Raw genomic sequence first — 17432 nt, 5'->3', positions numbered from 1 at the left:
TCATGGTATTCGAGGAATGGAAGCTGCGGACTTTCCGCCGTTTAAGCAATGGAGGCGTAGCGGAAGAAAATAGCGCTGCTGATGGCGCCATCAGAAGCACAAACGAGGCAATCCGGCGCCATGATCTGCAAACTTGTTTATGTGATTTCAACACCCGGCATCGCCCATGGGCGATGCTGGAAGGAGCCACGCCCTGAGCACCACCGTGATTGATTGGAGAAGCGCATGCGCCACTGGACCCTTACCGCGGCTGCCCTTGGCACAGGGATCCTCCTGGCCGCTTGCGCGGCGCCGCCACCTGCGCCATCCACGGCACCGTCCACGGCGGCAATGTCCTCGGCACCTGCCTCCTCTGGGGCGGCTGCTTCACCCCCGGCTACTTCACCCCCGGCTACTTCACCCCCGGTTCCTTCAGCCCCGGCCACCGTCACCGGAACGACCCGGCCGGTTGCCACCGGTTTAGCGGCCCCATGGTCGGTGGTGTTCCGCGACGGAATCCCGCTGGTCAGCGAACGGAACAGCGGACGCATTCTCGAACTCGCACCGGACGGCTCCTCGCGGTCTGTCGGGACCGTCGAAGGGGTGGCTGCCCGCGGTGAAGCAGGCCTCCTCGGCCTCGCGGTGGGCAAAGAAGGGGACCTCTATGTCTATTCGACGGCGTCGGACGGCAACCGGGTCCAACGTTTCACTGTGACCGGCGCGCCCGGGTCCTTGTCCCTCGGTGAGCCGGACACCCTGCTTGACGGCATCCCGGCAGGAAGCACGCACGACGGCGGCCGGATCGCCTTCGGTCCTGACGGGATGCTGTACGTGACCTCGGGCGATGCGCAGCGGCGGGACAGTGCCCAGGACCGGAACTCGCTGTCCGGCAAGATTCTGCGGATGACTCCCGACGGCGGCGTGCCCGCCGACAATCCCTTCCCCGGTTCCCTCACGTACAGCTACGGACACCGGAACCCGCAGGGGCTGGCATGGGCGGATGACGGGACCCTGTTCGCCACCGAATTCGGACAAAACACGTGGGACGAGCTGAACGTCATCACACCGGGCGCCAACTACGGGTGGCCCACGGTGGAAGGGATTGCAAACCGGGAAGGCTTTGTTGATCCCCTGCAGCAATGGCAGCCGGGCGCCGCAAGTCCCAGCGGCATGGCTTATGCTGGCGGCACCCTGTTCATCGCCAATCTTCGGGGCCAGGTCTTGAGGTCTGTTGCCGTCTCTGACCCCACTGCCTTTACGGACCACTACAGCCGGGAGTACGGCCGTATCCGTGACGTGGCGCTCGCTCCGGACGGGCAGCTGTGGTTTATGACCAACAACACCGACGGCCGGGGTGATCCAAGGCCCGGGGATGACCAAATCCTCGCAGTTCCGTTGTCGGAAGGTTGACGCCAGGCAGTGTCAGTGCTTCCCCCGAGCGGCCAGGGACTGCCGGTGCTAGCTTTTGGCGTGGGCCAGGGCTGCTTCGACGATGTTCTCCGTCACTGCCCAGGATGCGAGAAGTTTGAGCGCCTGGTCAGTGGGGCTGCCCGGTGTGGCGGGGTAAACCGTGAGGGTACGGCCGGGATCTTCTTCCAGTCCCAGGACCTGGTAGTTCAGCTCGAGGACTCCCACCACGGGGTGCTTGAAGAACTTTGTTCCGGCGTAGTGCCTGCGGACGTTGTGGGCTGCCCACCGGGTACGGAATTCGTCACTGCGCTTGGAGAGTTCACCGACCAGTTCCGTGATGCCCTTGTCATGGGGGCTGCGCCCTGATTCGCGGCGCAGGATGGCGACGTTGACGTTGGCTGCCCGGTCCCAGTCGGGGTAAAAGTCGTGCGAGCGGGAGTCCAGGAAGATGAACCGTGAATGGTTCGCCGGCCGTGCATTGCCGCGGTACATGTCCGAGTACAGCGCATAGCCCAGGGTGTTGGCAGCCAGGATGTCCAGCCGGTTGTTCCCAATAAAAGCCGGCGCCCCGGTGATGGTGTCCAGCAGGTACTGCAACTCCGGCCGTACGCCCGAGGGAGTGTGCCCCGCAACGCTCGCAGCCCGCTTGCGTCCAGACATGTTGGCGGCCTGCGCGAGGTCGTACAAGTGGTCGTGTTCAGCGCGGTCCAGTTCCAGCGCCTGTGCGATGGCGTCCAGCACGCTGTCCGATACGCCGGCCAGGTTCCCGCGCTCCAGTCGGGTGTAGTAATCCACGCTGACCCCTGCCAGGCGGGCCACTTCCTCGCGGCGGAGCCCAGGCACCCGGCGGCGTCCGCCGTAAGGCTCAACGCCTGCCTGCTCAGGGGTGATGCGTCCGCGGCGGGTGGAGAGGAACTGCCGTACCTCGGCTCTGTTGTCCATAAGGACACGTTACGGCCTATCCCTGAACCGGAAGGTAGGACTCCCAAGACCAGTTACAGCAGGGCCCCGCTGGCCAGGCCATTTCAGCGTTCGTTGGCACAGCTGCCCTGTAGCATTTTATTAGCCCCCCCAACAAACACCTCAGGAGACCCATGACTACCGTCAAGGCCTATGCATCCCCGTCCTCCACCGAGGACCTCATTCCCACCACCATCGAACGCCGCGCCGTCGGCCCCAACGACGTCCTGATCGAGATCAGGTTTGCCGGCATCTGCCACTCAGACATCCACACCGTCCGCGGTGACTGGGGCCCGCAGCAGTACCCGCTGGTTCCCGGGCACGAGATCGCCGGCATCGTTACTGAGGTGGGTTCGGCCGTAACGAAGCATGCCGTGGGTGACCGCGTAGGCGTCGGCTGCATGGTCAACTCCTGCGGCGAGTGCGCCAACTGCCTTCAAGGCGAAGAGCAGTACTGCCTCAAGGGCAACACCGGCACGTACGGCGCCGTGGACCGCGACGGGACCATCACCCAGGGCGGCTACTCCACCCACGTTGTGGTCACCGAGGACTTCGTGGTGCGGATCCCCGAAGGCATCGATCTTGACGTCGCCGCGCCGCTGCTGTGCGCCGGCATCACCACCTTCTCCCCGCTGCGGCACTGGGGTGCCGGACCCGGCAAGAACGTTGCCGTCGTCGGCCTCGGCGGACTGGGCCACATGGCCGTCAAGCTTGCCCACGCCATGGGTGCCGAGGTCACGGTACTGTCCCAGTCGCTGAAGAAGCAGGAAGACGGCCTGAAGCTGGGTGCGGACCACTACTACGCCACCAGCGACGAAAACACCTTCCAGGAACTGGCCGGCACGTTCGACCTGATCATCAACACCGTCAGCGCCTCGATCGACATCAGCTCCTACCTGCAGCTGCTCAAGCTCGACGGTGCGCTCGTGAACGTGGGCGCGCCGGCCGAACCGCTCCCCGTCAATGCGTTTGCCCTGATTGGCGGACGCCGGTCCTTCGCGGGATCGATGATCGGCGGCATCCGCGAGACGCAGGAAATGCTGGACTTCTGTGCCGAGCACGGACTGGGCGCCGAAATCGAGGTCATCCCCGCCGAGAAGATCAACGAGGCCTACGAGCGCGTCCTGGCGTCGGACGTCCGCTACCGCTTCGTCATCGATACCGCCACGCTCTAGCACCAGCGCGCGTCCGGCTAACAAGACGCGTTCGACGGCGGCCGGTCCCGAACAGGGGCCGGCCGCCGTCGTGCCCGGGGTACTTTTCCGCCATCCGCACCAGCCGGTGTGACGAATTACCGGCATGAACTACTACACCCCGGCGGCGCAGGACCGGGCCAGGGACGCCGCATCTGAGGCCATTGAAAGAGTGCTCAGCGGAATCTCCGAACCGCTGAGCCGGCATGCGTTGAATGCCCGCTGGAAACAGGCGTGCGAAGCCATGGACAGGTACCTCGAAGCGCAGGACACGGGCGAGGAGTAGGTTCCCGCCTTATGGCTTGAGGGCAGCAAGGATGCTTGCTGCCGGCCCTTCCATGGTGCGTGCGAATCCGGTTCCGGCCCACAGGTTCAACCACTCCGGATCCCCGGCAGCGGCGGCAGCCGCGCGGAGGGGAGTGGTGAGGTGGTGGATCTCCGGATATCCGCAGGGCGCCTCGCCGTCGTGCCGCCGCATGAATTCGTTGGCGAGGCCGCGCGCGTTCCGCCCCGAGAAGGCGCGCGTGACCGACGTGGTGCTGAAACGCCCGGAAGAAAGGGCCAGCCGGTGGGCGGCCTTGGTGCCGGCTTCGTCCGCCCGCAGGAATGCCGTTCCGGCCTGGACGGCGGCAGCACCATGGGAAAGTGCTGCCCGGGTATCCTCCCCGGTGGTGATCCCGCCGGCTGCTATCAGCGGCACCTGGAGACCGGCGAGTTCTTCAAGCAGGCCGTGCAGGGACTGATCGTCCGGCTGGGCTGCAGGGTCGAATGTTCCCCGGTGCCCTCCAGCTTCAGGTCCCTGCACGCACAGGGCGTCCACGCCTGACTCCAGTGCCCGGACCGCTTCAGCCCGGGACGTGACGGTGCCGATTACATACACACCCCGCTGCTGCAAGGCGGTTATGACTGTGCGGTCCGGGAGATCGAAGGTGAAGGAAACGGCCTCGGGCGCCTGCTCCAGCAGGACCTCGATCTTGTTGTCCCAGTCGTCGTCGTCATGGCGTGGGTGTCCCAGCGTAATGCCGAAGCGCTCACCGTCCGGCGCCAGGGACAGGGCGTACTGCTCCAACTCCTCCGCGCCAATGACTGAGGGTTGCGGCACGAACACGTTCACGCCAAGGGGGGCGTTGGTGAGCTTCCGGGCAGCTTCGATTTCCGCTTTGACAGCTGACGCCGTCTTGTAGCCGGCGGCCAGGAAGCCCAGTCCTCCCTGGGAGCTGACCGCCGCAGCCAGTTCCGGCGTGGACGGTCCGCCGGCCATCGGGGCCTGGATCACCGGCACCGCAAGGGCGGCGATGGTGAACCGGGCAGCGCTGCTGTCCTGTTTGTCCAAGGTGGTGGTCGCTTTCGTTGCAGGGGGCTTAGTACAGGAAAATGTCGATCCATTCGCGGTTGTGCGCATGGATGAGGACCAGGAACAGCACGAAGTCGAACAGCAGGTGGACGCTGACAATGTAGGACAGCGACCTGGTCACCGTGAACAACCGGGCCTGCAGCAGCGCAAACGGGAAGATAAAGAAGGGCGCCCACGAGTGGAAGCCCAGTTCCCAGAGGAACGATGTGAACAGGACCGCCTGCAGCAGGTTGGCCTGCCAGTCGGGCACGTGCCGGCGCAGCAGGGTGAACGCCGTGCAGATGAAGAAGAGTTCGTCCCAGATGCCCAAGACGTTGGTGCCAAGGAACAGCCGGGCGATCCCGTCCGGGTCGCTCACCGCAGGCCAGTTGGTGTAGACGCCGGTACGGATCATGTACACAGGCATAAGCGCGTACCCGATCACCAGGACTGCAGGCAGGTACCACTTCTCGGCCCGCGTCCATGGTTGACCGGTCCTGATGGGAAAGCGGATCGCGTGGTCCCTGGTGACGAACCTCGAGACCGAATAGGGAATGCCGACGGCGAGGACCATGGCGGTTCCCATCACGGACATATGTTCGGTGCTGATGTCCGTGGTGATGGGGACCAGGCTCATGGCAGACAGGCCCACGCCGATCAGTGCCAGGTCAACCAGGAGCCGGCGGCTGATGAACGCGGCCACAGCCAGCGCGGCTGCCAGCAGCAGGAACCCGGAGAGGCGGTCCTGCCATGCGAAGAGCAGGAAGCCCGACGCCGAGACAAGGGCAGCCGGGACCACGGAAAGCGGGTTCGTGGCGGGTTTCGCCGGGCCTGCGGGGAGGGCGTCGGCCTGGGCCCGTGGTTGCTGCCTCATGGTTAACAACACTAAGTGCTGGCGGCGTTAACGGAAGCGGACGACGGCGGGCTGCCCCGCCGTCGTCCGCTTCCGGCTGTGCCGCTTAGGCGGAGGCCAGCGCCTGGCCTTCGCCGCGAAGGCTCAGGGTGAAGGTGTTAGGCCCGCTGCACGTGACGGCGACACGGCAGGTGGTGGTGTTGTGCCGGGCGGAAAGGTCGCTGACCGCTGAGTCGAGGGTGTGGTGCAGGGTGGACCGGTCCCAGATTTTCAGGGTCACGGAGTTACTGGCATCGAACGTCATTATTCAACTTCCATTTCTTGCGGTGGACGGCCCGGAGTCTTCATTGCCCGGACCGTGTCCTCGTCTATGAGGACGGACTGCAGGTGGGAAAGCGCATTCCCGTGATTTCAATAGTGCAGGTTGCCAGTACGGTTTGGCAACCGGATTCAGCTGGATGTGATCAAGCACACCGGCATGCAGGAAGCGCTGCGCCCCGGATGGATCTTCCTGCCGCTGCCTTCAATAGTGCCCAGCTGGAAGGGCGGGTCTCAAGAATGTTTCGGGTGAGCCTCGTCACGCCTGCCGGCGGATGGGGTGCCTCTTGGGGGAAGCCGCGCCTACTCGTCGAAGAAAGTGTTGATCTGCTTTTCGCCGGAGATGGATGCAATTACGGAAGCTGCCACCTCCCGGAGCTTGACGTTCCGCGTGCTGGAGGCCTTGGTGAGGATGCTGAATGCGGTATCCCGGCTGCATCTGTTTTCGGCCATGATGGCGCCAATGGCCATGTCTATGACGGTGCGGGACTCCAGGGCACTGGAGAGGTCATTCCGCGCTTCACTCAACTGCGTGATGCGAAGGACCAGCCGCAGTGACGCTGACGCCTGGCTTGCAAACCCTTCCACCGTGGAGATGTCGTCAGCCGAAAATCCGTGGGTGCGGCCGGAATAGAGGTTCAGGACTGCTTCCGCCTCGCCGGCCAAATCCAGCGGCACCGCAAGGATTGAGGCTACGCCGTTCGCCTTGGCAGCCTTCGCGTACGGCCACCGTTGCTCGCCGGTCAGATCCGAAACCAGCAGCGGCCTTTTGATGCGCAGGGCAGTGAGGCAAGGGCCGTCCCCAAAGCCGTTCTGCAGCTCGTCCAGGGCTTTAGCCTGGGCATCGCTGCTGGCCACAGCCTCGGGCCGCTTGTGGCGGAGCACCGTAACTCCGGCGTGGACAGGATATCCAGGGGTGGACAGCCGGGAAGATGCGATGACCGCCAGCTCCGTGAGAAAGTCGACGATGTCCTGGCTGTCCAGGACCAGGTTCTGCAGTGTCGTTTCCGCGCCGTGGAACTCCTGCCGGCCCGTGTCCAGGCTGCCAGGGCTCTCTTCGTAGGACGTCATGGGGCATCACCTTCTGCCATTTCCGTCATCGCTGCGGAGATGAGTTCCACCTGCGCGGCGGGAATGTCAAGCGCGTCATGGAGGAAGGCATCCAAGGACATCTCATCGATGTCACCGCCAATGCCGTAGTAGTACATCCACAGCTTCTCGAGTGGCAGCTGCGCCTCACGGAACCTCTGGGCGGCGCCCTTGCTGTGGTGGGCAGAGCCGTCCGGCTGCCCGGAGCCACCGGCCTCGTAAGGAAACATCCTAGGCTCCGTCCGCCTGGTGTGCCGGGAGCCGGACTCCCCGGACAATGTCACTGGCGATCTCGCTGATTCTGCGGTTACTGGACGTTGCAGCCAGCCGGAGGATTTCCAGCGCGCCGTTCCGCCCGCCCCGGTGCTGGAGCATAATCAGCGACACGGCTGCGTCCACAACGGCCCGTGACTTGAGCGCAGCCCTGAGGTGCTGCGGATACACCTCCGCCCCATGCAGGCGCAGGGCGATCCGGAGAACCCTGGACATGGAGGCAGCGTGCTGTTCCAGGAGCTCCACTGTTTCCTCGTTGAAAGCACCTGCGGTGTGTGCGTAGCAGTTGAGACTGGCCCGCACTGGCAGGTCTACGGCGATGGGGACCGCAAGCGCCGACCGTACACCTTCCCGGACTGCGGCTTTCAGGTAGTCGCTCCATCGTTCGTCGCTGGTCAGGTCCGGGACTCGCACAAGCTGCTGTTGCCGCACGGCAGTGAGGCATGGCCCGTCGTTGAACGCGTACTGTGTTTCATCCAGCCGCCGGCCCTCCTCGCTGCTGCTGGCAACTGTGGCCGGGCCGCCGTCGCGTTCCATCGTGATGGTGCAGGAAAAGGGTCTTCCCGGGCCCAGAAGTGAGGCCGAGATAGTGGCCAGGCCCAGGAGGAATTCGGGGAAGCCGGGGCTGTCAAGCAGCAAGTCCTGCATCCGGTCAGAAGTGGTGAGCGTACTTTCCTTGGCCATCAGGCCTCGATCCCTAGGCGTGCCAGAAACATTGCTGCTGGCGTGCGGTCTGCCGCTCTCTACGCGGCTGGCCCGGCTATTCAACCCCTGGATCTGTTGCTATCCGGAAATCTCCTACTATCGAGACTACGCCCATGCCGGGACTATTGATATGGCACGCTCTTTGATATAGGGGCCGCGTCAGCTACTCGCCCGGCTCCGGTTGGCGTCCGCCGCCGTCCTCGCGGCCCGCTGATTCCGCGTCACCCTGGTCAGCATCCTCAAAATCATCGGAGTAAGGTGCCCGCGGCCGCGGGAGATCGTCAATCAGTTCGTTGGCTGCCAGGGCAAGCAGGTCGCGCTGGACCGGCGGCAGGGACAGGAGCCCCTGCAGGTAGGCTTCCACCTCATATTCTCCGGCGTCTCCGGAGAGGCCGAAGTACTTCAACCACAACTCGGATACTGAGATGTCCACCGCCTTGATAGCTGCACGGAGCCTGCGCCGTTGTTCCGGCTCATTGGCATCGAAACCCATGGCCGTCCTAAATTCCGGAGGCCGGCGTCCCGGCGAGGACACGTTCACACACTTGGTGCAATGCTGCATGTTCTTCACGGGCCTGCTTGATCAGCAGCTGCAGGGCATCTTCATGGGAGAGAGCCCGCCGCTCCATCAGGACGCCGCAGGCGCGGTTCACCATGTCCCGGGTATACAGGGATGCCTGCAGCCCCTCGCTCATCCTGAGCGGAGCCTCGCTGGCCTGGATATGCGAGAGCAGGGTGGCTGCCGGGGCGGCGAAGAGCTGGAGCAGGGCGGCGCTGCCCTCGTCATAAACGTTGGGCGCAGCTGCGTACAACTTCAAGGCGCCGATGGATTGCCCGCCAGCCATCAGGGGCGCGCTGACCACAGACAGGATGGGCAGTCCGGCAACTCCTTTGCGCCACTCCGGCCACCGGGACTCGGAGGCGAGGTCAGGGACCAACACGGGTTCCTCAGCGGCCCAGGCTGTGAGGCAAGGGCCTTCCCCGCGTTCGTACTGGACGGCGTCCGCCTGGCGCACGATCATGTCCGTGTAGCCGCTGCTGGTGCGGCGCCCCCGCGCGTCAAGGAGGGAAACCCCGGCTCCAATGGTGCCGGGCACCGACTCCTTAGCGGCCTGGGCCAGGAGCCGGACGGCTGTGGTGACCTTTTCCTCCGTCAGCAGCAGTCCCTGAATACGAGCAATGACAGTGCTGAGCTCGTCAAGGGGAAGTTGCGCCATAGTCTCAGCATAAAGCCAAGGATCTTTTCCTGAAGCCGCGTTACTAACGGTGTGGCCTCTCCCTCAGCAGGATTGCGACTGTCCTTGGTGGTACCCAAGCTGGATGTAGGCCGGGATGTGGACATCGGCATCATCATGGCCCAGAACCGCTGCGGTCAGGAGGATGCCATGAGTAGTGCGCACTACATAAATATCCGCTGACAGGGGCGCCTTCCCGTCCAAACCGCACTCCCGCTGCGGTTTGGACACGCGGGACAGTAGGATTGGCCCATGTCGAGTGCACCGGGCAACGAACCTCTAGAACAACTCCAGACCATCCTGGTGGGTGCGGAAAACGCTGTTGAGTTCCTCACCGGCCTCGCCGGACTTGCAGCAGCCGCCGTCTCTGAAGCAGCCGACGATGAGATCCAATGTGCAGTTACCCTGAAGCTCAGGCGGCGGCCCACCACCGTGGCCGGCAGCAGCCAGCGCGCGGTGGAACTGGATGAGCTGGAGCAGGCTGTGGGCGACGGCCCGTGCCTCAGGGCACTGCGGGAGATGTCCCCAGTGATTATCGATGACGTCTCTGCGGATTCCCGGTGGCCGGAGCTCACCCGGAGGTTCGCAGAGGCCAACGTCCGCAGCTCGCTGGGGGTCCCGCTGGAAATCAACAGTGAAGCAAGTGCGGCCCTGAACTTTTTCGCGTCGAAACCGGGCGTCTTCTCAGCGAACGTCTATGACAAAGCCGTAGGCTTTGCAGCCGCGGCCCACAACACGCTCCACCTCTCGGTCCGCATCAAGACAGCGCAAAGCCGGGCGGAGGATCTGGAAGCCGCCATGCAAAGCCGGACAGCCATCAACCTTGCCTGCGGCGTCATCATGGCACAAAACAGGTGTTCCCAGTCAGAAGCGATGGAGATCCTCACAAAGGTATCCAGCAACCGCAACCGGAAACTGCGCGACGTTGCTGCCGAACTGATCGAGCAGCTGTCCGGAAGCGGTATCCGCACCCACTTCGACGGCTAGGGCCGTGCAGGCTCCGGAGGCCTGACCCCCGGCGGTAGTTCAGCCGGCGTTGAGGACTGTTACGGTGCAGCCGGCACCGGACCCGCGGATGTCCCAGCAGTTGCCCCGGCCAAGGACCTCAAAAGACCCGTCGCCTGCTGCGGACAGAACCAGTGCCGTATTTTCGTCAACCGCCACGGCCCGGTCAGCAAGGCCCGCCGCCACGGCTCCCACCGCCCGGCTGAGCGTGCCGGCCTGAGCTGCGTGCACGTCCACCGCGAACCCGGCCAGGCCCAGCCCGGCGCGGATCTCCAGTTCCGCCAGGCCCTCGGAGCATTCCTCCCCGCAGACCTCTATTCCCTTGCTCAGGTAACCCCCAAGGAGTGCCCTCGCCGGCGCGATCATTGCCCCGGCCGAAAAGCCCAGGTACGGCGTACCCGCTGCGGCTGCGCGAGAAATGGCGGCCGCAGAACCGGCGAGGCCTTCCCAGTACGCCGGCGTCAGTCCGCCGCCCACTACCACTCCATCAACGCCGTCGAACACGGAAGGGTCAGCCGGTGCACCGGCATGGAGCAGGACCGGCACCGTCTCCAGTGGCAGGCGGGCCAGAAGCGGCTCCGTGTACGCCGGCAGGAGGCCCTCGGGGTTCCCGCCCCGATCATGGACCACTATGGCAACCCGCGCAGGGCGCTGGTGGACGGTCCGCTGCTGGACCTCCCCGGCAAAGCGGTCAAACAGCTCCGGGAAGGCTGCAGCGTCCGGCCCTGCGCCGGCCAAAAAGATGCTCATGGCCTTCAAGATACCGGTGCCGGGAGTGCCTGCGGGAGGCCGGATCTGTGTGCTGACGAAAACCATTGACACGAATGCAACGCAGGACTATCGTACAACCAAATGGTTGTAGATCAGCTGAGTGACACCGAACTTGACCGCCTGTTCCAGGCGCTCGCCGATTCCACCCGCCGCGATATTGTGCGGCGGGTGACGGTGGAGGAGTACTCGGTATCCGGCCTGGCTGGCCTTTACGCCATGAGTTTCGCCGCAGTACAAAAGCACGTGGCGGTGTTGGAGCGCGCAGCCCTGGTGACCAAGGAAAAGCGCGGAAGGGAGCAGATTGTGCGGGGTAATCATGACGGCCTGCAAAAAGCCCGCCTGCTGCTCGATGAGTACGAGGCGATCTGGCGGCAGCGCGTCGACCGGATCGCCGACATTCTGGCTGAAGGATAAGGAAGGGTTCTGCAATGTCGGTTACTGATACAACCAAGAATCTCGAGGCGCTCAGCTTCACCCTGACCGCGGAGTTCGGCGCCGGCGTCGAGCGCGTCTGGCAGCTCTGGGAAGACCCGCGCCAGCTGGAGCGCTGGTGGGGGCCGCCCACCTGGCCCGCCACCTTCGAGCGGTTCGACTTCGAGCCCGGCGGAAAGGCCAGCTATTACATGACCGGTCCCGAGGGTGAAAAGGCGGGTGGCTGGTGGCGTTTCACTGCCATCCAGGCCCCGAACCGCCTGGAGTTCGACGACGGTTTCGCGGACGATAATGGCGACCCCGTGGAGGCGATGGGCACCACGCACGCCACAGTCACGCTCGAAGACGCAGGCGGACGAACAAGGATGGTCATTGTCTCCACCTTCGAATCTGAAGAGCAGATGGAGCAGATGGTCCAGATGGGTATGGAGGAAGGCATGAAGGAGGCTGTCGGCCAGATCGACGCCATCCTCGCCGAACACGCCAACGCCTGAGCGGCTTACTGCGGCACAACCACAAGGAAGGCGTACGACGGCGGCACGTCCCGCCGTCGTACGCCTTCGTTGCTGCGTGGAGAAGTGGTCACAGCCGCTCTGCCCAGCCGGCAGAGGCTTATGCCTCCGGGTGCTCCTGCCATCCCGTCCAGGGAATCAGCCGGACTGAGTCCAGGGCAATGAGATCCCCGGCCGTGGCTTCCCTCCGGAGCCGGGCCTCGAGTGGCAGCCCGATCTTTGCGTCCGGGGAAAGCGGGAGGATCTGCAGGATGACCTCGGAACCGCGCCGGATGCCCGCGTCGGAAACCTCCAGCAGCCAGGGGGATCCGTCCCAGAACCGGTCGGCCACCGGTCTTCCATCCACCAAGAGCTGGGCAACGTCTCCGGCCCAGCGGATGTCAAGCTCCACGTGGTCAGTGGCAAAAGCCGCGGCAGGGATTTCCAGCGAGTATGTCTGCGCAAGTTCGTCAATGGCGTTCGGTTGCGGGGCTGCGGCCCGGTTTGCCCTGGAGCCGAATGACGCGGGCACCGGGGCCGCAGGGCGCACCAGTTCCGCCCGGAGGTCCCGCTCCTGGCTGTGCCCGTCGCCTGCCGCGCCTGTCACCAGGACAGGCAGCGCGGTGAAGGACCGTGACGCCGGGCGGTAGCACCGGACCTCCTGCTGCTTGCGGAAGCGTCCGGCGATGCGTCCTTGGCCATCAACCCATACCGGTTCCTGGGAGATAACCAGCTCGCGGCCGCGGCGTGTGTCCAGCACCCACGCGTTGTTGCCCATGTCCGCGGGCAGGACCAGCACATCCAGTGCCGCGTCTCCTGCCTGGGCTGTCAAGACGATGGGCTCATCCGTGGGGATCCGGAAGGATTCGTCGGTGCCGGCAGGCAGGTCTGCGTGCCCGGGCCGGAAGACCTTTGTGCCGGGCGCAAAGCGGAGTTCCACCGGGATGCCGTTTTCGGCGGTGAGTACCAGGGTGGGACGCGATCCTGGAATTTCCCGGGCTGGCGCAAGGAGGGACAGCGGAGAGGCCGTGGCCCATTCCAGCGTCACCCCGCACGCCTCCAGGTTCACCGGCCAGTGGGCTATGGTGCCGGCCGGAATGTCGACGGGGACGGCAGGGAAGGTGACCGGTCCGGCGTCGAGCACGACCTCAAACTGCGCTCCTTCATAGGTGCCGAGCGGGACATGCGGCTGATGCCAGGTAATGAAGACGAAGCCTGCATTCCCATTGCTGCGGAGTGCCCAGCGCAGGGTTGATGTGTCCTCGATCCCGGCGGGCATGACTTGGGGGAGTGTGGAGGGCATCTCCGCGGTCCGGTCACCAAAAGCAGCCAGGAATGCGTGCTGCTTCCGCAATGCCGCAAAGCTGAAAGCTGGGCGGCCCGAGGTCCCGATCGGGGCATGGAAGTCGTAGTCGAACCGGGGCAGGTCATTGGGGTAGCCGGTGGCCTGCGACTCCTGCAGCCCGTCGTCGGGATTGCTGCCGCCGGCGAACATGTAGTAACCCTGCCAGGATGAGCCGTTGCCGATCTTGTTGTGGGCCACTGCCGCCACATCCAGTCCGCGCGGCCAGGGCCGGCGCTGGTAGGCGGTGGCCATGCCGCCGGCCAGTTCGCAGGTGGCGGGCGGAAACAGGGCCGACGGCGTTCGCGGCGCAGCTGCCCCTGGGCTGTTTCCGAGGTGCTCACGGATATCAGCGCCAATGCCGGGGTCATCCCAGACGTGGCTGAAGAAATAGTGTTCACGGAACGTGGGGTCCCAGGGAGCGTCCGCGTCCACCCAGAAACCGTCTCCGTAACCGCCGAAGAGTGGCAGGACCTCACCCTCGGGCAGGTCGGCGCCGCCCCACGCCGTCGCAGTCCAGATAGGGGCCGAAAGGCCTGCGTTTCGTGCCAGCCCTTTAAGTTCGGTGATGTGCCCGGGCTGGTCATACAGCTCGTTTTCAAGCTGGATGCCGATGATATTGCTGCCGGGGCCTCCCAGTCCGGCCAGTTCTTCACCCAGGTGGCCGAACCAGCCCCTGACCAGTTCCAGGTAGGCAGGATCGTTGGTTCGGTGCTTCACCGGGGCTGACTGAACCCAGTCCGGGAAACCGCCGTTGCGCACCTCGCCGTGGCACCAGGGGCCGATGCGCAGCACCACATCCAGCCCGATGTCCGAGCAGAGCCGGACGAAGGCGGCGACATCCAGGTTCCCCTCGAAACTCGCTGTGCTTTCCCTTGGTTCGTGATGGATCCAGAAGATATAGGACGCCACCACGGTGATTCCGCCCGCCTTCATCAGCCGGAGCCGCTCTTCCCACCTTGTGCGGGGGACGCGGCTGAAATGGAGCTCTCCGGAAACGGGAAGGGCCGGTTTCCCGCCGATTTCCAGGTACCGATTGGTGAGCCGGTACCTGTTATGCCGGTCCACCGAGTTGCTCATGGCAGGAATGGTGGCGGGCGAATCCCAGGGCTGGTGGGTCACGCGGAGGAGGGCGGCGGGGCTTGGCGGGTGCGTGGGCATAGGAGCGAGTATAGGTCAGGAAGCGCTTTCTGCCGTTTGTCCGCGGCAGGCGTTGAACCTGGCGGAGTGCTTTTGAATACTGGAAGGGAGGCCGGGTTGAATATGAGGTGGTGGCGGTTATGAGCAGCAGCGGCGGAGGGGACTTCCGGAAGCGTGTGGAGCGTGCCGCCGAGCTTCGTTCCTATCGGGGAGCGGGCATCAGCGCCGAGGAGGAAGCGGCGCTCGATGCCCTTGATGAGAAGGAGCGCGAGAAGCGCAAAAAGGTAAGTGACGCTGCCCGGGCGGAATACCTGGTCCGCGATGCCATGGCGCAGGGCAAGTTCGACAACCTCAAGTACGCGGGCAAGCCAATTCCAGGGCTGGGGGAGTCCTACGATCCCGACTGGTGGGTCAAGGGCCTCCTGCAGCGGGAAAACATCAGCGGCCTCGGACCGCCCGCAATCCTGCTCCGCAAGGAGGACGCCGAGCTCGATGGCAAGCTGGATGCCCAGTACACGGAGCAACAGGTGCGGGACGTCCTGGAGGACTTTAACCGGCGCGTCATTGACGCCCGGCGCCAGCTCCAGGGCGGGCCGCCGGTGATTACCAAAATTCGTGACGTCGAAGAGGAGGTGGGGCGCTGGCGTCAACGCCGTGCCGCACGGACTGCCGAGGCGCCGGAAGAACCGGAACCGCAGCGTTCCTGGTGGCAGCGGCTGTGGAAAGGTACCACTTAACGCGCTGGACGGGCGCTGCCGTTTCGGGTTTTCCACATAGCGGTTTTCTCTCGCTTTATTGTCAGTGGTCTTTGGCAGAGTTGGGTTATGGCAGCAACTGGGGTTTGGGAAGCAGGGCAGACGGATCGTCGCGCTGTGCGTTCTTTGGGCCTGGCTTCCGTGCCAACTGCCGGGTTGCCTTCCATTGCGGATGCCTCCAGGACTTTGGCGTCGGTTCCTGTCGCGGATGACGGTCCGGGGATGATCGACCAGTTGCGGGCGCTTGAGGATCTGAAGTCGCTGGCCTCTGCCCGGCAGGCCGAAATCGCTGTTGCTTTTGAACTCTCCCGGCGGCGGGAGCAGGCCGCGGCAGGTGGTCGGGCGGATGAGCTCGGCGCCGGGGTTGGTGCTGAGATCGCGTTGGCGCGGCGGGAGTCCCCGGCCCGGGGCGGCCGGCTCCTGGGGCTGGCAAAAGCGCTGGCTACCGAGATGCCCCACACCCTGGCCGCTTTGCAGTCCGGGCAGCTGAATGAATGGCGGGCCACCCTTATTGTGAAGGAAACAACGTGCCTGTCCGCCGAGGACCGCTGCGCCGTGGATGAGGAAATCGCCGCGGACACCGGCACCCTTGCCGGCGCCGGGGACCGTGCCGTCATTGCCGCCGTTCGCGCGGCAGCGTACCGGCGGGACCCGGGCTCGGTCGCGAAACGGGCCGGCCACGCCATCAGTGATCGGACCGTGACTCTCCGGCCGGCACCGGACACCATGACCCGCCTGACCGCCCTGCTGCCCGTGGCGCAGGGTGTCGCTGTCTTCGCGGCCCTGACGCGGAACGCCGACACCCGGCGGGCCTCCGGTGATGAGCGCGGCAAGGGCCAGATCATGGCCGATGAACTGGTGCAGCGCGTGACCGGCACCCCTGGCGGGATCAGCGGCATCGAAATTCAGCTCGTCATGACCGACCGCACCCTCTTCCAGGGCGACAGCGAACCAGCCCGCCTGGCCGGCTACGGCATCGTCCCCGCCGAGTGGGCCAGGAAAGCAGTCCTGAGTCAGGAACCTGAAACCGGAGAGCTGACAACGTGGCTCCGCCGGCTCTACACCGCCCCCGCCACCGGGGAACTGCTGGCCATGGACTCCAAAGCCCGGCTCTTCCCTCCCGGGCTCCGCCGCTTCCTTCAAACACGGGACGACACCTGCCGCACCCCCTACTGCGACGCGCCTATCCGCCACCACGACCACATCATCCCCCGGCACCAGCACGGACCCACAAGCAGTACCAACGGCCAGGGCCTTTGCGAAGCCTGCAACCACACCAAAGAAACACCCGGCTGGACGACCCGCACAGTGCCCGGACCACGACACACCGTGCAGCTCCGGACCCCCACCGGCCACACCTACCACTCCACCGCACCACCACCGCCAGGCACAGCCATTGCACTGCTTCCGCACCGAGCGCTGCACCCGTCGGCGGAGCACAGGCATCCGGCGGAGCACGCTGTCCAGGTCCCGGGCCGCGCCATACCGTCCTTCTGGGTTGACCGACCACCATCACGCCACACGCCCCATGCCTGACAGGACCGGCGGTACAAGATCACGCTTCGAGCCAGGTGATACTGGCCAGATGATTCGGCCAGCGGAACCAGGGGACCTGCAACGTATCCGGGATATTGAAGTGGCAGCCGGGCAACTCTTTCGATCGTTCGGCATGGACTCAGTTGCCGACGATCCCCCAATGACCGAGGAGGAACTGGCTGCCTACCAGCGTGCGGGCCGTGCCTGGGTTGCCACTGGACCCTCCGGGGCAGCAATTGCATACATCCTGGTGGATGTCCTTGGAGTGTGGGCACACATCGAGCAGGTCACCGTCGATCCGGACCAGGGCCGGCGTGGCATCGGCAGCACACTTATAGCCCACGTGGAACGATGGGCCGCCGGAAGAAAGCTCCGGGGACTCTCGCTGACCACTTTCTCGGGCGTTCCATGGAACGCTCCCTACTACGAACGCTTGGGCTTCACCCACTTACCGGACACCGAGTGGAGCAGCGGGCAGAGAGCGGTGGTACGCAGGGAAAAGCAACACGGGTTGGATACCTGGCCGCGCACTGTCATGGTCAGGGAAATCAAGCCTTACGACCCCGACAATCCGGGCTAAGCGCAGGTAGATCCATAGCTTCAACGTTAAAC

At 64.9% G+C, this 17432-nt stretch carries 21 protein-coding genes; 10 read left to right on the top strand and 11 right to left on the bottom strand.

What is annotated here, in order from left to right:
- Window positions 1-2: 2 nt before the first annotated feature.
- A complete protein-coding gene (locus CXX84_RS18975) occupies window positions 3-197 on the top strand; it encodes a hypothetical protein (RefSeq protein ID WP_146031846.1) in 195 nt (64 codons plus the stop codon).
- 133 nt (window positions 198-330) lie between these two features.
- Window positions 331-1389, top strand: a complete 1059-nt coding sequence (locus CXX84_RS06960) for a PQQ-dependent sugar dehydrogenase (protein WP_102976243.1) — start codon at window positions 331-333, stop codon at window positions 1387-1389.
- Window positions 1390-1437: 48 nt separating this feature from the next.
- On the opposite strand, the gene CXX84_RS06955 is transcribed toward CXX84_RS06960, so the two are convergent.
- Window positions 1438-2331, bottom strand: coding sequence for a helix-turn-helix transcriptional regulator (locus tag CXX84_RS06955; protein WP_102975979.1), 894 nt, complete (start codon window positions 2329-2331; stop codon window positions 1438-1440).
- A gap of 152 nt (window positions 2332-2483) precedes the next feature.
- On the opposite strand from CXX84_RS06955, the gene CXX84_RS06950 reads away from it, so the two are divergent.
- Window positions 2484-3524 (top strand): NAD(P)-dependent alcohol dehydrogenase, encoded by a 1041-nt coding sequence (locus tag CXX84_RS06950; protein ID WP_102975978.1) that lies wholly within the window; start codon window positions 2484-2486, stop codon window positions 3522-3524.
- A 124-nt stretch (window positions 3525-3648) separates the two neighbouring features.
- Window positions 3649-3828: a hypothetical protein gene (locus CXX84_RS06945; protein WP_102975977.1), complete on the top strand. Its 180-nt coding sequence runs from the start codon at window positions 3649-3651 to the stop codon at window positions 3826-3828.
- 9 nt (window positions 3829-3837) lie between these two features.
- Here the strand turns inward: CXX84_RS06945 and CXX84_RS06940 are convergent, their stop codons facing one another.
- The 8 genes from CXX84_RS06940 to CXX84_RS06905 form a co-directional block, all read right to left on the bottom strand.
- Window positions 3838-4875: a nitronate monooxygenase gene (locus CXX84_RS06940; RefSeq protein ID WP_223253004.1), complete on the bottom strand. Its 1038-nt coding sequence runs from the start codon at window positions 4873-4875 to the stop codon at window positions 3838-3840.
- 28 nt (window positions 4876-4903) lie between these two features.
- Complete coding sequence (locus CXX84_RS06935; RefSeq protein WP_411266199.1) at window positions 4904-5749, bottom strand: type II CAAX prenyl endopeptidase Rce1 family protein; 846 nt, start codon at window positions 5747-5749, stop codon at window positions 4904-4906.
- A gap of 85 nt (window positions 5750-5834) precedes the next feature.
- On the bottom strand, window positions 5835-6032 hold the full coding sequence (locus tag CXX84_RS06930) for a hypothetical protein (RefSeq protein WP_102975975.1): 198 nt from the start codon (window positions 6030-6032) through the stop codon (window positions 5835-5837).
- 317 nt (window positions 6033-6349) lie between these two features.
- Complete coding sequence (locus tag CXX84_RS06925; RefSeq protein ID WP_102975974.1) at window positions 6350-7117, bottom strand: GAF and ANTAR domain-containing protein; 768 nt, start codon at window positions 7115-7117, stop codon at window positions 6350-6352.
- Window positions 7114-7365 (bottom strand): hypothetical protein, encoded by a 252-nt coding sequence (locus CXX84_RS06920; RefSeq protein WP_102975973.1) that lies wholly within the window; start codon window positions 7363-7365, stop codon window positions 7114-7116. Before CXX84_RS06920 ends, CXX84_RS06925 begins: the two co-directional genes overlap by 4 nt.
- 1 nt (window position 7366) lies before the next feature.
- Window positions 7367-8092: a GAF and ANTAR domain-containing protein gene (locus tag CXX84_RS06915; protein ID WP_102975972.1), complete on the bottom strand. Its 726-nt coding sequence runs from the start codon at window positions 8090-8092 to the stop codon at window positions 7367-7369.
- 184 nt (window positions 8093-8276) lie between these two features.
- Window positions 8277-8606: a hypothetical protein gene (locus CXX84_RS06910; RefSeq protein ID WP_102975971.1), complete on the bottom strand. Its 330-nt coding sequence runs from the start codon at window positions 8604-8606 to the stop codon at window positions 8277-8279.
- Between the two features lie 7 nt (window positions 8607-8613).
- On the bottom strand, window positions 8614-9330 hold the full coding sequence (locus tag CXX84_RS06905; RefSeq protein WP_102975970.1) for a GAF and ANTAR domain-containing protein: 717 nt from the start codon (window positions 9328-9330) through the stop codon (window positions 8614-8616).
- Window positions 9331-9600: 270 nt separating this feature from the next.
- Here CXX84_RS06905 and CXX84_RS06900 point away from each other — a divergent pair, with 270 nt between their 5' ends.
- Entirely contained in the window at window positions 9601-10335 is a 735-nt protein-coding gene (locus tag CXX84_RS06900; protein ID WP_102975969.1) for a GAF and ANTAR domain-containing protein, read from the top strand.
- 39 nt (window positions 10336-10374) lie between these two features.
- On the opposite strand, the gene CXX84_RS06895 is transcribed toward CXX84_RS06900, so the two are convergent.
- Window positions 10375-11103, bottom strand: coding sequence for a hypothetical protein (locus CXX84_RS06895; RefSeq protein ID WP_102976241.1), 729 nt, complete (start codon window positions 11101-11103; stop codon window positions 10375-10377).
- A gap of 102 nt (window positions 11104-11205) precedes the next feature.
- On the opposite strand from CXX84_RS06895, the gene CXX84_RS06890 reads away from it, so the two are divergent.
- Window positions 11206-11538, top strand: coding sequence for an ArsR/SmtB family transcription factor (locus tag CXX84_RS06890; RefSeq protein WP_102975968.1), 333 nt, complete (start codon window positions 11206-11208; stop codon window positions 11536-11538).
- 14 nt (window positions 11539-11552) lie between these two features.
- Window positions 11553-12050, top strand: coding sequence for an SRPBCC domain-containing protein (locus CXX84_RS06885; RefSeq protein WP_102975967.1), 498 nt, complete (start codon window positions 11553-11555; stop codon window positions 12048-12050).
- A 118-nt stretch (window positions 12051-12168) separates the two neighbouring features.
- Here CXX84_RS06885 and CXX84_RS06880 read toward each other — a convergent pair whose 3' ends face one another.
- Window positions 12169-14550, bottom strand: a complete 2382-nt coding sequence (locus tag CXX84_RS06880) for a beta-galactosidase (protein WP_102975966.1) — start codon at window positions 14548-14550, stop codon at window positions 12169-12171.
- A 119-nt stretch (window positions 14551-14669) separates the two neighbouring features.
- Here CXX84_RS06880 and CXX84_RS06875 point away from each other — a divergent pair, with 119 nt between their 5' ends.
- The 3 genes from CXX84_RS06875 to CXX84_RS06865 all read left to right on the top strand — a co-directional run bounded on the left by CXX84_RS06875 (window position 14670) and on the right by CXX84_RS06865 (window position 17400).
- Window positions 14670-15266, top strand: a complete 597-nt coding sequence (locus tag CXX84_RS06875) for a DUF1992 domain-containing protein (protein WP_102975965.1) — start codon at window positions 14670-14672, stop codon at window positions 15264-15266.
- An 87-nt stretch (window positions 15267-15353) separates the two neighbouring features.
- Window positions 15354-16820 (top strand): DUF222 domain-containing protein, encoded by a 1467-nt coding sequence (locus CXX84_RS06870; RefSeq protein WP_411266198.1) that lies wholly within the window; start codon window positions 15354-15356, stop codon window positions 16818-16820.
- A gap of 49 nt (window positions 16821-16869) precedes the next feature.
- Window positions 16870-17400, top strand: a complete 531-nt coding sequence (locus CXX84_RS06865; RefSeq protein WP_102975964.1) for a GNAT family N-acetyltransferase — start codon at window positions 16870-16872, stop codon at window positions 17398-17400.
- Window positions 17401-17432 lie beyond the last annotated feature (32 nt).

The sequence above is a fragment of the Arthrobacter sp. AFG7.2 genome, from assembly GCF_002892835.1.
Classification (GTDB): domain Bacteria; phylum Actinomycetota; class Actinomycetes; order Actinomycetales; family Micrococcaceae; genus Arthrobacter.
Note: the sequence above shows the minus strand (reverse complement) of the source record. Positions and strands in the feature narration are given on the sequence as shown.